Annotated in this window: 8 protein-coding genes, 2 tRNA genes and 1 rRNA gene; 6 read left to right on the forward strand and 5 right to left on the reverse strand. The window is 35.6% G+C overall.

The annotated features are described in order from the left end of the window. Positions 1 to 140: 140 nt before the first annotated feature. The 5 genes from HYN86_RS18835 to HYN86_RS18850 all read right to left on the reverse strand — a co-directional run bounded on the left by HYN86_RS18835 (position 141) and on the right by HYN86_RS18850 (position 4,521). Positions 141 to 214: transfer RNA gene (locus HYN86_RS18835), tRNA-Ala, on the reverse strand. A 17-nt stretch (positions 215 to 231) separates the two neighbouring features. Continuing rightward, positions 232 to 354 carry a hypothetical protein gene (locus HYN86_RS21245; RefSeq protein ID WP_262512120.1) on the reverse strand — a complete coding sequence of 41 codons (123 nt, stop codon included), beginning with the start codon at positions 352 to 354 and terminating at the stop codon, positions 232 to 234. Between the two features lie 25 nt (positions 355 to 379). Then, a tRNA-Ile gene (locus HYN86_RS18840) sits at positions 380 to 453 on the reverse strand. 124 nt (positions 454 to 577) lie between these two features. Continuing rightward, a 16S ribosomal RNA gene (locus HYN86_RS18845) occupies positions 578 to 2,091 on the reverse strand. A 966-nt stretch (positions 2,092 to 3,057) separates the two neighbouring features. Next, positions 3,058 to 4,521, reverse strand: coding sequence for a M28 family peptidase (locus tag HYN86_RS18850; RefSeq protein ID WP_113679443.1), 1,464 nt, complete (start codon positions 4,519 to 4,521; stop codon positions 3,058 to 3,060). A 341-nt stretch (positions 4,522 to 4,862) separates the two neighbouring features. On the opposite strand from HYN86_RS18850, the gene HYN86_RS18855 reads away from it, so the two are divergent. The 6 genes from HYN86_RS18855 (at position 4,863) to HYN86_RS18880 (ending at position 15,001) form a co-directional block, all read left to right on the forward strand. After that, positions 4,863 to 5,450, forward strand: coding sequence for an RNA polymerase sigma factor (locus HYN86_RS18855; protein ID WP_113679444.1), 588 nt, complete (start codon positions 4,863 to 4,865; stop codon positions 5,448 to 5,450). Positions 5,451 to 5,692: 242 nt separating this feature from the next. Next, the gene (locus HYN86_RS18860) at positions 5,693 to 6,736 is read left to right on the forward strand and encodes a FecR family protein (RefSeq protein ID WP_113679445.1); all 1,044 of its coding nucleotides are present in this window, start codon (positions 5,693 to 5,695) and stop codon (positions 6,734 to 6,736) included. A 285-nt stretch (positions 6,737 to 7,021) separates the two neighbouring features. Then, positions 7,022 to 10,330 carry a TonB-dependent receptor gene (locus tag HYN86_RS18865; RefSeq protein ID WP_162789408.1) on the forward strand — a complete coding sequence of 1,103 codons (3,309 nt, stop codon included), beginning with the start codon at positions 7,022 to 7,024 and terminating at the stop codon, positions 10,328 to 10,330. Positions 10,331 to 10,341: 11 nt separating this feature from the next. Further along, positions 10,342 to 11,709: a RagB/SusD family nutrient uptake outer membrane protein gene (locus HYN86_RS18870; protein ID WP_113679447.1), complete on the forward strand. Its 1,368-nt coding sequence runs from the start codon at positions 10,342 to 10,344 to the stop codon at positions 11,707 to 11,709. 65 nt (positions 11,710 to 11,774) lie between these two features. Next, positions 11,775 to 12,722: an ABC transporter ATP-binding protein gene (locus HYN86_RS18875; protein ID WP_113679448.1), complete on the forward strand. Its 948-nt coding sequence runs from the start codon at positions 11,775 to 11,777 to the stop codon at positions 12,720 to 12,722. A gap of 11 nt (positions 12,723 to 12,733) precedes the next feature. Further along, complete coding sequence (locus HYN86_RS18880; protein ID WP_113679449.1) at positions 12,734 to 15,001, forward strand: Gldg family protein; 2,268 nt, start codon at positions 12,734 to 12,736, stop codon at positions 14,999 to 15,001. Positions 15,002 to 15,006: the final 5 nt, after the last annotated feature.

Here is a 15,006-nt window from a genome sequence, read left to right on the forward strand (position 1 = left end):
AAACAAGACCGTTTTTTTTGTTCTTTGTTATTGCTAACAAAAAACGCTTTCTACTTTCTTATTATTTTCTTATCTCAATATGTCAATGAACTTTGTTTCGCTTTAAGCCATAGGCTGTAAGCTGTAAGCTTTCGCTTTTGTGGAGAATAACGGAGTCGAACCGTTGACCTCCTGCGTGCAAGGCAGGCGCTCTAGCCAGCTGAGCTAATCCCCCATTTTAAATCTTAGATTTTAGAATTCAGATTTTAGATTTCTTAATTCTTCTCTAATTTCCTTTGGTGAATCCCAGCTTCCAGAATTTCCTTTAATCAAGCTTACAGTCTTTTTTTTCTGCTTTTGTAATTTACAATTCATAATTTACAAGCATCATTTTAAAAAGTAGTCCCGGGCAGACTCGAACTGCCGACCCCTACATTATCAGTGTAGTACTCTAACCAGCTGAGCTACGAGACTCTGTTTTACTTAATTTTCATTTCTTTTAAATTAACAGCAAGAGTAATACAATCTCCAATTCAGATTCCTTTAAATAAAAACCTTTTTTCCTAAGCGTGTGCAGGCACTAACACTCAGGCTCTAGAAAGGAGGTGTTCCAGCCGCACCTTCCGGTACGGCTACCTTGTTACGACTTAGCCCTAGTTACCAGTTTTACCCTAGGCAGCTCCTTGCGGTCACCGACTTCAGGCACCCCCAGCTTCCATGGCTTGACGGGCGGTGTGTACAAGGCCCGGGAACGTATTCACCGGATCATGGCTGATATCCGATTACTAGCGATTCCAGCTTCACGGAGTCGAGTTGCAGACTCCGATCCGAACTGTGACCGGCTTTGTAGATTCGCTCCTGGTCACCCAGTGGCTGCTCTCTGTACCGGCCATTGTAGCACGTGTGTAGCCCAAGGCGTAAGGGCCGTGATGATTTGACGTCATCCCCACCTTCCTCACAGTTTGCACTGGCAGTCTTGTTAGAGTTCCCGACTTGACTCGCTGGCAACTAACAACAGGGGTTGCGCTCGTTATAGGACTTAACCTGACACCTCACGGCACGAGCTGACGACAACCATGCAGCACCTTGTAAATTGTCTTGCGAAAGTTCTGTTTCCAAAACGGTCAATCTACATTTAAGCCTTGGTAAGGTTCCTCGCGTATCATCGAATTAAACCACATGCTCCACCGCTTGTGCGGGCCCCCGTCAATTCCTTTGAGTTTCATTCTTGCGAACGTACTCCCCAGGTGGGATACTTATCACTTTCGCTTAGCCACTGAAATTGCTCCCAACAGCTAGTATCCATCGTTTACGGCGTGGACTACCAGGGTATCTAATCCTGTTCGCTACCCACGCTTTCGTCCATCAGCGTCAATCCATTAGTAGTAACCTGCCTTCGCAATTGGTATTCCATGTAATCTCTAAGCATTTCACCGCTACACTACATATTCTAGTTACTTCCTAATAATTCAAGTTCAGCAGTATCAATGGCCGTTCCACCGTTGAGCGATGGGCTTTCACCACTGACTTACTAAACCGCCTACGGACCCTTTAAACCCAATGATTCCGGATAACGCTTGGATCCTCCGTATTACCGCGGCTGCTGGCACGGAGTTAGCCGATCCTTATTCTTACGATACCGTCAAGCTCCTATACATAGGAGTGTTTCTTCTCGTACAAAAGCAGTTTACAATCCATAGGACCGTCATCCTGCACGCGGCATGGCTGGATCAGGCTTGCGCCCATTGTCCAATATTCCTCACTGCTGCCTCCCGTAGGAGTCTGGTCCGTGTCTCAGTACCAGTGTGGGGGATCTCCCTCTCAGGACCCCTACCCATCGTTGCCTTGGTAAGCCGTTACCTTACCAACAAGCTAATGGGACGCATGCTCATCTTTCACCGTTGTGACTTTAATAATTAAACCATGCGGTTTGATTATACTATGAGGTATTAATCCAAATTTCTCTGGGCTATCCCTCTGTGAAAGGCAGATTGCATACGCGTTACGCACCCGTGCGCCGGTCTCTATCTCCGAAGAAATATACCCCTCGACTTGCATGTGTTAAGCCTGCCGCTAGCGTTCATCCTGAGCCAGGATCAAACTCTTCATCGTATATTGTAATATTATATATCGGTGAATATCTATCGGTTCTTTTCGAATCTTGCAATTCTATTACTCTTATTCTTTTGTCCTAACATCTCTGTTAAAACGGCTGTCAATTCAATATGTCTACGAACGTGTCTTCTTTTCTCTTTTCGCTTGTTTCTCAAAGCGGGTGCAAAACTAAAAATTATTTTTGTTTCCTGCAAGAAAAAATTAATAAAATTTGAAACTTTTTTTTCGTCTCTTTTTCTTCATTTTCTCTCTCAGTATCTCAAGGAACATTCCGTGTTTTGCGGGGTGCAAATGTAATATCCGTTTTCCATTCTCACAAGCTTTTTCTAATCTTTTTTGAAAATTTCTTTTCGCATTTAATTACTTTTCTTGCCAGTCTTTCAGGGAACGTTTATCGCTTCTGCGGGTGCAAAAGTACCACCTTTATTTACATTTACAAGACTTTCTTTTATATTTTTTCCATGTTTTTAAACGCTTTTTTCTTAACAGACTGATAACTGATTCTTTACGCATGAAAGTTTTTTTTGGCAATGTGAGGTTTTTCTTCTTTCAGCTGCTGTTCCCTCAGTTTAGACCAGCTTTCTTCTTTCAATTTTGCAGATTTTTTAGTTTTCGGCACCCTTTTTAATGCTTTTTATTCAAATGTACTATTGAAAACTACTGCTTCTGCCGCGACAGCAGTGTAAAAGCTTCTTATTTATACCAAAATACCAATTCTTAATTCCAAATTTACTGTACAGGGGCTTCGACTCCGCTCAGCCTGACAGATGTTTTCTTCTCTTATATATATGTATAAAAATTAAACCCGACAGGTTTCTGAAACCTGTCGGGTTGGTATTATGAAATCTACTCTTATATATTGTACTATATTTTTCTACTTATATATAATGTATCTATAAAAAAACAAACATGGCAGGTTTGTCATCCGTCTCTTTAAAAAGATCTGAACTTTAAAAGAAGCTTTTAGATTTTCTTATCAATAAGCTTAGGTCGCTCCGTATTATTAGATAATATCCAGCCAGTGCGGTAAATCCAATCTGTCATTTTATAGAGTTTTGTAAAATCTATATTTTCGGATTCGTCCATTGGTGTATGATATTGACTATGGAGTACGCTGGTAAAAAAAACGGCTGGTATTCCTTTTTGAGCATAAGGAAGATGATCCGATCTAAAATAAAAGAATTCAGGATGCTCTGGCCTATCCCAAAGTTTATCAAGCTCGAATTTCGGACCTTCGTCATTTGCTTTTTTAGCAATACTGACTAGGTCTGAAGAATTTTGATGAGGATCACTAGAACCTAATAATGCTGCCTGATTGATATCGTTTCTTCCTATCATATCTCCGTTCAAAACTGCAATTATATCTTTTTGAAACACAGTAGGATGTGAAGCATACCAGTACGAACCTAATAATCCACGTTCTTCTGCTCCATGAAATACAAATAAGGCAGATCTTTTAGCTGGCTGTTTTTTGAATGCCCTTGCAATGGCAAGCATGGCAACACAGGTACTTGCATTATCATCTGCTCCATTGTAAATCGAATCTTGACCATATTTTTGACGCACACCGTCATGATCTTGATGTCCGCTAAAAAGAATGTACTCATTTTTTAATTTCGCATCAGTCCCTTCTACTTTTCCAACAACGTTTACTGAAGGATATTTATAGGTTTCAGAAATTACCTCGGCTGATAAATTATCTTTTGTATTTTTTAGAAAGTCAATCTGATCGTTATGAAGCCAAAAAGCAGGCATTCTGGCAGGCACAGGCATTTTATCGCGATAACTTTCTATTCCGTATACGCCACGCTTCATTTGAGGCTCTACTTGAGACCAGCTTTTTTCACCAAACTCATCTGCAACAATAATTAGAGCAGCAGCACCTCTAGAAGCTAAATCTTCATAATATTTTTGTTTAACAAATCCTGGGTATCTACGATCAAAAAGTGAAATATCTTCTGAAATACCATCTTTCGAAGCTAATAAAACAACAGCTTTCCCTTTTACATCTATTTTTTTAATTTCTTCTGTTGAAATTTTTCCTAAATAAAGTAACGGCGCTTCCACTTTATTGGTTGTTGTTTCGGCTATCAAAACTTCGCTCCATAATTTGAAATCTTTTTGTCCAATTTTAAATTTGGTGTAGCTTGTTACCTGATGTCTGTACAAATCGAAAAACTGGAAAAAAGTACCATCATCTCCTGCCGGAGACATTCCAGCTTGCTTTGCTTTTTCTGCCAGCCAAACTGAGACTTTTAATTCGTCTAAAGTACCGGCTTCGCGACCATTAAAATGATCTCCTGCCATTTGGTACATATCTGTTTTAAGATCTTTTACCGTAATTGCAGAAACTAAAGGTTTTTTAACTGACTGCGAAAAAGTTGCAGTGCAGTATAAACTAAGTAAAATAAATAAGTTCTTTTTCATTATTAAATCAAATTAAAAAATTAAAATAATTTTCTTAAAAAAAAGAAGGGCTTGAAAAAAAATCAAATCTATACTTTTTATAAATATCCTTCAATATAAAAATACTTTTTTTCTTCCATTTTATTCAATCCGCAATAAAAACAAGACTTAACCTACAATATTTTAAACAGCTCTTTAAACAGTGTTGTGTCTTATGCAAAAGAGTGCGCTTAATTTTTACAATAATTTAATATTTTATTCATTAAATAATAAATTAACATTTTTAAGAGGGTATAATAGATAAATATTCTCAGTTTGAAAAAAAATAAATAATATTGCTGCATTGATTATAAAGTAAAAACATGGCTCAAAATTCAAATATTGCCGAAAAAAAACTTCTTCTTGAGTTATCTCAAGGAAGTGAGCTTGCTTTTACAAAAATTTACAATCAATATAAAGATATCGTCTACTCTATTGCTTTAAGAATTACAAAATCAAAAACTTTATCAGAAGAAACTGTTCAGGATATATTCTTGAAAATCTGGCAGAATCGCAAAAGTCTGGCTGAAGTAGAGCATTTTGAGAATTACATATATATCATCTCGCGCAATCACTTATTCAATTCAATTAAAAAAATTGCAAGAGAATCTAATTTGGCATTAGAAGTTAATTCTAAAGATGCTGGATTTATAGATACTGATACTTCAATTAAAGATGAGCAGTACAATACTATTCTAAATCAGATTGTAGAACAGCTTCCTCCGCAACAGCAGAAAGTCTATAAAATGGCTAAATGGGATGGAATGAGCCACCAAAAAATTGGTGAGGATTTAGGAATTTCTACAGAAACTGTCAAAAAACATATGGCGCAGGCTTTAAAATATATACGCTTGAAGATTTCGCCTTATATGAATATGTTCATGACAATCTTTTTATTTCTGAAATTTTAGATTAAAGTTTTTTCTTTCAAAAAAGACCTTTTCGCTATTATTTTACATTTTTTTTATATTTTTTTAATATTCCACTACTCCCTCCCCTTTTTTAAATGGTCTTTATAATAAAGAGACACAATTTAACATCTCTTATCCCTAAAATCAGAAGGGCTGAAAAAAAAAAAAAAAAAAAAAAAAAAAAAAAAAAAGGATAACCCAATCTATCAATAACAACAAGTACTAATTTAATTTACAAACTAATGCAGCAAAAAAAATTCGAAGAGTTATTTGAAGGCTATCTGCAAAACAATCTATCTGATGCTGAACAACAGCAAATGATGGAAATTATTCAGCAGGGAACCCATGATGATTTTCTAAAAGAAAAACTTCATGATATGCTGAAAAACGATTACGTTACTGAAGTAATGGATAAAAAACAGGGAGATGATATCCTGAATTACATTTTATCTAAACCTCAAAACGAACCTAAAGTTTTGAATTTACATCCACAGAAAAGAAGCAGAAAAACTGTTGTGAAATTGGTATTTGCAGCCGCCAGCATTATTGCTTTAATAGCTATTGGAAATTCATTGTTTTTTAAAGAGAATAATTTAGTGTCATCGCCTGCTGTTCAGCCAGAAGTTATAGCAGAAAACACTTTAATTGATTTTAGCGGTAAACAGTTGGTACATCTTCCGGATGGCAGTACGGTTCTTTTAAATGACAACAGTAGTTTAAAATACGATCAAAATTCTTTTAACAGCAAAACTCGTGAAGTAACACTTACTGGAGAAGCTTTTTTTGACATTAAACACAACGAAAAAAAGCCTTTTATCGTACATACTGGTAAAATCCAAACTAGAGTTTTAGGTACAGCTTTTAATATCAATGCCAAAAATTCTTCAAGTAATATAGAAGTTACAGTTGCACGTGGTAAGGTTCAGGTTGGAGACACGCAAAAAGTCTATGCCGTGATTACTCCAAACCAGCAGATTAAGGTAAATAAAACTACTTTGAGTTTTGAGCAGAATACTATCAATGCTGCGATAGTAACGGAGTGGAAAAGTAATTACTTGATTCTGGATGATATCAATATGACCGAAGCTGCCGCTTTAATTTCTCATAAATATAAAGTTCAGATTTTAATACAGAATGAAAAAATTAAAAACTGCAGAATAACGGCGAGTTTCTTAAATGAAGAAGATTTAGATCATGTTTTAAAAGTAATCTCGAGTGTTTTAGAAACGGACTACCATTATGACAAGGCTGGCGCTGTTATTTTAGATGGCAAGGGATGCGAGTAAAAAAGAGTAAAGAGTAAAGAGTAAAGAATAAAGAATACCGAAAAGGCTGACTAACCTCCTACTTAGAAAGCTTAGAAAATAAATATTAACCTTAAAAAACGAAGAAAAACAACCAAAAACCAAACTAAAAAAGCCATCTAGCTCCTACACCAGATGGCCAAGATTTTTAACAATTAATCCAGTAACCATTAAAAAACAAGCAAATTTATGAAATTACGCTGTAAAACAACCATGTTTGACAGGGAAAAGAAATCATCTTTTTTTCACTTGTCAAAAAAAACCATTATGATCATGCGAATCAGTTTATTCCACATTTTCTTACTGACCTGCGGTACTCATATGATCTTTGCTACCGAAATGAGCGGTCAGAATTTAGAATCGATATCTGTTGATATTGAGCTTCATAATCAAGACATTAAGACTTTATTTAAAACAATAGAAAATAAAACAGGATTACTGTTTGCTTATCAGCCGCAAATCATAAAAGATTTTCCAAAAGTAACTACACCACGAGGACGCCGAAGTGTTAGCGATATTTTGAATACCGTATTTCAAGGCAGTAATTTAGTTTACAAACAAGTTGACAAAAACGTTGTCATTTATAAAAAAGAAACTCCAAAAACCGCGGTATCAAAAACAGAAAATGAGAGTGAAGCAAATTATATGCTAAGCGGAAAAGTTTTAGATGAAAATGGACAACCGCTTCCTGGCGTATCTATTGCACTTGTTGGAGGTAATAAACAAGGGGTTTCAGATTTTGATGGTCAATTTTACATCGAATTACCAGCAGGGAAACACGTGTTGAAAGTATCTTACCTTGGCTATAAAACACAAGAAGTCACTGTACAGAATCAAACTTCTATTACTATCAAAATGCAGCCCGATCTGGCTAAATTAGATGAGATAGTTGTGATTGGTTATGGCACAACGACAAAAAGAACTTCGACTGGATCTGTAGTTAAGATTACATCTGAAGATATTGAAAAACAACCAGTAACCAATATTTTACAAACGCTGCAAGGAAGAACTCCAGGAGTTTTTGTAACACAGACTTCTGGATATGCAGGCAGCGATATGAATATTAGTATTCGCGGTCGAAACTTTATTGAAGGCAGTAATATTCCTCTATATATCGTAGATGGAGTTCCGTATATTGGAGACGACATTAAACAGCAAGTACAAGATCAAAATGTAATTAGAGGTGCTCAAAAATCGACGAGTCCGCTAAACATTATTAATCCAAATGATATCGAAAGCATCGAAATTTTAAAAGATGCAGATGCAACCGCTATTTACGGTTCAAGAGGTGCAAACGGTGTTGTACTTATTACTACTAAAAAAGGTAAATCTGGAAAAACAGAGTTTACTATAACTACCAACTCAGGAGTTTCGGAAGTAGCACATATGGCAAAAATGCTAGATACACCCGCTTACCTCAACATGCTGCAAACTGCTTTGAATAATAGTGGAAATACTGCAGATGTAGATAGTAACGGTATTGCTATTACAGATTGGGATCCTAATGCTTCTACTAATTGGCAGAAAAAATTAATTGGAGGAACTGCTAATTTCAACAACTATTCAGCGTCCTTAAAAGGCGGGAACGAAACGACGAATTTTCTTTTGAGCGGTGCTTACCATAAAGAGACTACTGTTGTTCCTGGAGATTTCAGTTATGATAAATTCTCTACTAACTTCAATATTAATCACAGCACATTAGACAGAAAATTAAAAATTGGTGCTTCTGTAATTTTTGCTGCGGATAATAATAAATTACCATTTTTTGACATCACAACTTATGCGCTGGGTACCGCCCCTAACCGTCCGTTATATAATGCAGACGGAAGTTATTACTGGTCACCGGATTACTTTAGTGACATTAATCCGCTTGCCGCTTTAGATAAGAGAGTAGACGATAAAGGACTGAATTTGATTACCAGCTTTAATCTTCAATACGAAATTGCAAAAGGGCTATCTTTTAAAACAGATTTAGGATACGGAAGAGCGCAGATGCAGACCAAACAATATATGCCTGGATCGGCAGTTAACCATGTTTATGCTGAAGCAAACGGTACTAATGTGAACTTTCAGCGCTCTTATACGGTTTCAACCAATAATACCAATAATTTTACTGTTGAACCTCAGTTAAATTACACAACAGAATTATGGAAAGGAAACTTAACCGCACTTGTTGGAGGTTCATGGCAGAATAGAAAATCAGAGATGCCTTCGTATGTTAATTCAAGCGGGTATAGTTCAGATAATTTAATTGGCAACTTAGGAACAGCAGAAAACATAACTGCCAATAATGGAACTGTCGAATATAAGTACATTTCTCTTTTCAGCAGACTTAATTATAATATTCAAAACAGATACATTCTAAACGTCAACTTTAGAAGAGATGGTTCATCTCGTTTTGGAGCGAATAATCGTTTTGGAAATTTTGGATCTGTAGGTGCTGCCTGGGTTTTTACTCAGGAGAAATTCTTAAATAATCTTGCATGGTTAAGCTTTGGAAAACTGCGTTCTAGCTATGGAGAAATTGGAAGTGATGAAATTGGAGATTATCAATATGCTGAAACTTTTGACACTCGTACATATGGAAGCGGAAATGCTTCTATGTCTGCTGCTAGAATTGCAAACCCTAACATTAAATGGGGATTAACAAAGAAATTTGAAGCGGCTCTTGATTTGAGTTTCCTAAACGATCGTATTTCTTTTACTGCAGCTTATTATAAAAACACTTCAAGCAATCAATTAGTAAGTTATACGCTTAGTGCACAGGCTGGTTTTACAACTTATACAGCAAACTTACCGGCGGAAGTAGAAAATAAAGGCTGGGAATTTACTCTTGGCACAACAAATATTCATACTAAGAATTTAAATTGGTCGACTTCTTTTAATATTTCAACTAATTCGAACCAATTAATATCATTTCCTGGAATAGAGTTTACCAGCTATTACTCTCAATATGTGGTTGGAAAGCCTTTAGGCGGTAGATATTTATACAACTTTACCGGTGTAAATGCCAGCGGTATTGCTCAATTTGAAGATGCAAACGGAGACGGAAGAATTTCCAGCGGATTTGCTGAAACTGGCAGAGGAGACAGAAAATATTTTGGACCTACTTATCCTCAATATTATGGCGGTATTTCTAATACAATTAGTTATAAAGCTTTTACTCTTGATTTCTTATTTCAATTTGTAAAACAAGACGGTAGAACTTTAATGTCAGACACTGGAGCACAGCCTGGTTATCCTTACAGCACTGCAAATTTTCAAGTGGATGAGTATAATGATTATTTAGCGCAGGGAAATATTTTAAGTTCAGGATTTCAAAATAGTTTTTTCAATTATATAGGGTCAACTGCTTCTATTGTAGATGCATCTTATATTAAACTTAAAAATGTAAGTGCTTCATATCAAATTCCATTAGATGAGGCAACAAAGAAATATTTACAGAGTGTCCGACTTTCGATTCAAGGACAAAACTTAGTAACATTTACTAAGTATAAAGGTCTTGATCCTGAAACGCAGGGACTGGCACTGCCGCCATTACGTACTATAACTTTTGGAACTCAGTTTACATTTTAAATCTTAAAATCATGAAAAATATTTCAAATAAATATACCTATATATTTTCGTTTTTCCTTTTGTTAGGAATTACGAGTTGTGACGACGCTCTAGATGTTGACCTTCCAAGTAATCAGTTGTCATCAGAAAGTGTTTATTCTTCAGAAACAACTGCTGAAGCTGCGGTAAACGGAATCTACCAAAGTATGGTTACAGATTTTTATTACAACAGAGTCCACTCTATTCTTGGACAAACTGCCGATGAATTGGTGCCAACAACAGGTATTGCTAATGTTTACAGTTCGAATGAAATTCCAGAAACAGACGGTACTATAAATACTAATTGGGGCGAATTGTATAAAACTATCTATAACGCCAATAACGTAATAGAAGGAATCACTAAAAGCACTTCTCTTAATGCTGTTAAAAGCAGACAATGGATTGCCGAAGCGAAATTTTTAAGAGCCTATTGTTATTTTTACCTGACTAATCTTTGGGGCAATGTGCCTTTGATCCTTACAACAAATGTAGATGTCTCTGCATTGTCACCGCAATCTTCGCAACAGGATGTTTACGCACAAATTTTACTGGACTTAACAGATGCATCTAAAGATCTTCCAACAGATTATAGCAATTATGATCAGGAAAGAATCAGAGCTACAAAATGGGCTGCAGAAACTTTATCAGCAAGGGTAAATCTCTATTTGGGAAGATGGACAGAAGCTGCTGCCCATGCCACTACGGTAATAAACCAAACAGGAATTTACAAAATCACTGATTTAGGAAGTGTCAATAGTCCGTTTATTGCAGACAATGATGAATCTATATTGCAAATACCTTACTATAATGTTAATTATACATACGAAGGATCTTCTGTATTTACAACTGGTGGCACATTTTTGCTAAGAAAAGGAAATTCACTCTTTGAAACTGGCGATGCCAGAAAAACAAATTGGACAATTGATATTAGAAATAGAGCCGGAGTATTTTTAGGTATTGCACCTTATAAATATCACAACGGATTTGGTAATTCTCCTATAGAACGCTCTACTGTATTAAGATTAGCAGAACTTTATTTAATTAGAGCAGAAGCAAGAGTAAGATCAAATGATATTATAGGTGCACAGCAAGATATTAATGTGATAAGAAACAGAGCTTTACTAGATGGTACTAATTTAACAGATGTAAATCAATTGTTAGACTTAATTGCTCTTGAAAGACAACGCGAGTTCTTTGCAGAAAACGGACATCGATGGCTGGACCTTAAAAGAACGGGAAAACTAGATGAGACACTCTCTGTTTTATCTGATAAAATCTGGAAAACTTCAGATAATTTATATCCAATACCAGAACCTGCTATTCGTTCTAATCCCTTTTTAACCCAAAATTTAGGATACTAAAAATTAAAAGCAACGCAAGAATGTGTTTTCAGTAAAAATACATTCTTGCGATTTTAAAAAACACTATGGAAACAACAATTGTAAGAGTTGAGGATTTGTCGCATCAATACAGTAAGGATTGGGCAATACAAAATATTAGTTTTGAAATTAAAGAAAACAGAATTTTAGGCCTTTTAGGATCTAATGGTGCAGGAAAATCGACTACAATGAATATTCTTTGCGGCGTATTAAACCAAACCAGCGGTAATATTTCTATTGACGGAATTAATCTAAAAGAAAATCCTGTTGAAGCAAAAAAACTAATTGGTTTTTTACCGCAGACTCCGCCTTTGCACTTAGATTTAACGGTAGATGAATATTTAATTCACTGTGCAGAACTTCGTCATGTAAAAAAAGAAGATTTAAAAAATGCTTTAGAGAAAGCAAAAGAACAATGCGGTATTTCGCATTTCAGCCATCGATTAATTCGAAACTTATCTGGAGGATACAGACAGCGTGTAGGTATTGCTCAAGCTATTATTCACGAACCTAAATTAGTAGTTTTAGATGAACCTACAAACGGACTTGATCCTAACCAGATTTTAGAAGTTAGAAAATTAATCAAAAAAATATCAAAAGATAAAGCCGTTATTTTCTCTTCTCATATTTTATCAGAAGTTCAGGCGACCTGCCAGGATATCAGAATGATTGAAAACGGACACATGGTTTTTGCCGATACACTTGATGCTTTCAATAATTATATCGAAGCAGATAAACTGACAGCAAGTTTTGAAAATCCGCCGCAAGTTGAATCTCTTATAGCTATTCCAGAAGTAACAAATGCCGTTTATCTTTCTCCGAAAAAAGTGCAGATAACATTTGAAGGAACGCAGGAAGTTGCAGAGAAAATCATTTCGTTAAGCGTACATAACAATTGGAAATTACGTGAAATTCAATTCGAAAAAGTTTCTCTAGATGAAATCTTTGCACAATTATCTAAAAAAGCCCCTTCTAAAAACTCTATTCCTTCTTAAAAAATAAACAAATGAAAACAATATATAGAATTGCTAAAACAGAGCTCAACACTATGTTTTACTCACCTGTCGCATGGGTTGTTTTAGTAATATTTTCAATCCAGTCCAGCTGGAAATTCTTCGGTACAATCGAGCGTTTTGAAAAATCACAGAAAATTGGACAAGGACTTGATAATTTGTCCCAAGTCATTTTTTCAGGCTTCATCGGTTTATATACCGAAATGCAGAATTATTTATACCTGTACGTCCCGCTTTTAACAATGGGATTAGTAAGCCGTGAAATTAACAGCGGATCGATCAAGCTTTTACTCTCTTCTCCAATTAAAATTAAAGATATTGTATTGGGTAAATATTTAGCTATTGCTGCTTACTGTCTTTTATTCATTGTAATATTAGGCTTGCAGGTTGGTATTGCTTACTTTTCAATTGACAATTTAGATTTAAAATTTGCTATTTCAGGACTTATTGGGTTGTATTTATTAGTTTGCACCTATGCTGCAATCGGACTTTTTATGTCTTGCCTTACTTCGTATCAAGTTGTTGCGGCTATCAGTACTTTGGTAGTTTTGGCAGGTTTAAATTTCATCGGAAAACTTTGGCAGGATGTTGAAATTGTAAAAGACATAACCTATTTCCTTTCAATCGCCGGGCGCGCAAATGAAATGCTGGAAGGACTTATCATCAGTAAAGATGTATTTTACTTCGTTTTAGTAAGCAGTCTTTTTATTGTATTGAGTATCTATAAATTACAAACTGGAAGAGATGCACAAACAATCTCAAAAAGAGTATTAAAATACACTTTATTAATAACAGGTGTTTTGTCCCTTGGTTACATTACTTCTAGAGCTTCTCTTACCCTGTATCACGATATGACTCGTACAAAAGACAGAACATTAACAAAAACCAGTTTAGATATTGTTAAAAAAATAGACGGTCCTATAAAGTTAACAACTTATGTAAACTTGTTAGACATCAACTATTATATGGCAATGCCTTATTCTCAAAACTCGGATATAGCAAGCTTTGAAAAATATACGCGTTTTATACCCCAGATGGAAATGGAATATGTGTATTATTATGATACTTCAAACAATGAAGCTTTATATGCCCAAAACCCTGGACTGAATGACAAGCAGCTGGCGGAGAAAATGATCGAAACACAGGATTTGAAACTAAAAAAACTTTATTCTCCAGAAGAGATTAAAAAAGTGATTGATTTAAAACCTGAGCAGAACAGAGTTGTCCGTACAGTAGAATATAATGGCAAGAAAACATTCTTAAGAATGTACGACGATATGTTTAAAGTACCAATGGAAAAAGAAATCTCTGCTGCGCTGAAACGCTTAGTAATTCCTGCTCCTAAAATTGTTTTTGCAACCGGCAACATGGAAAGAAGCGTCGATAAGATTGGAGATAAAAATTATAAAACTGGTTTTAATGAAATCACCTTCAGATATTCGCTTATCAATCAAGGATTTGATGTTTCTTCTGTAGATATTAATGCGCAGAACATTCCGGAGCAAACGACTATTTTAATAATTGCCGATCCGAAGACACAATTGAGTCAAGGAGCTGTAGACCGCATCAACAAATATATTGACGAAGGAAAAAATTTAATGCTTTTGGCAGAACCCGAAACAAATTCTGCTTTGGCTGGCGTTACAGATAAATTAGGTTTAAGTTTTACAAAACAAGCTTTGGTTCAGGAAAGTGAAATTAATTCACCCGATTATTTAGTTACAGAAGTTTCAAAAAACATAGATTCGACTGTAATCAAATTAACTAAAAATAAAAACAACAATCCAATTCCGTTTTTAGGAAGCAGCGGTATTAAAACCGTAAAAGATACTGGATTTAAAGTAATACCACTTTTAAAAACAAATAATGAGCCAGCTTGGGAAGCACAGACCGGACTTACTTCTGTTCCAGAAGATCTAAAAAAACAACCTGCTGTAACTGCTGTTCCGCTTGCTGTAGCTTTAACTAGAAATGTAAATGGTAAAGCGCAAAAAATTATTGTTGCAGGAGATGCAGATTTCATGGGCAACGCCGAGCTAAGCCGTGGCGGGTCGGGAACATTTCAGTTTGTAACTGATATCTTCAGCTGGTTTACCAATTATGAATTTCCAATTGATACCACTCGTCCAAATCATACAGACAACAAAATAACAATAAATGCCAATCAGGTTTTCATCAATAAAATTGTATTTATTGCGCTGTTTCCTTTATTGATTATACTAAGCGCTGCTTTCATCTTGATTAGAAGAAACAGAAGATAAAAAAC

It is taken from the genome of Flavobacterium fluviale, from assembly GCF_003312915.1.
GTDB classification, from domain to species: domain Bacteria; phylum Bacteroidota; class Bacteroidia; order Flavobacteriales; family Flavobacteriaceae; genus Flavobacterium; species Flavobacterium fluviale.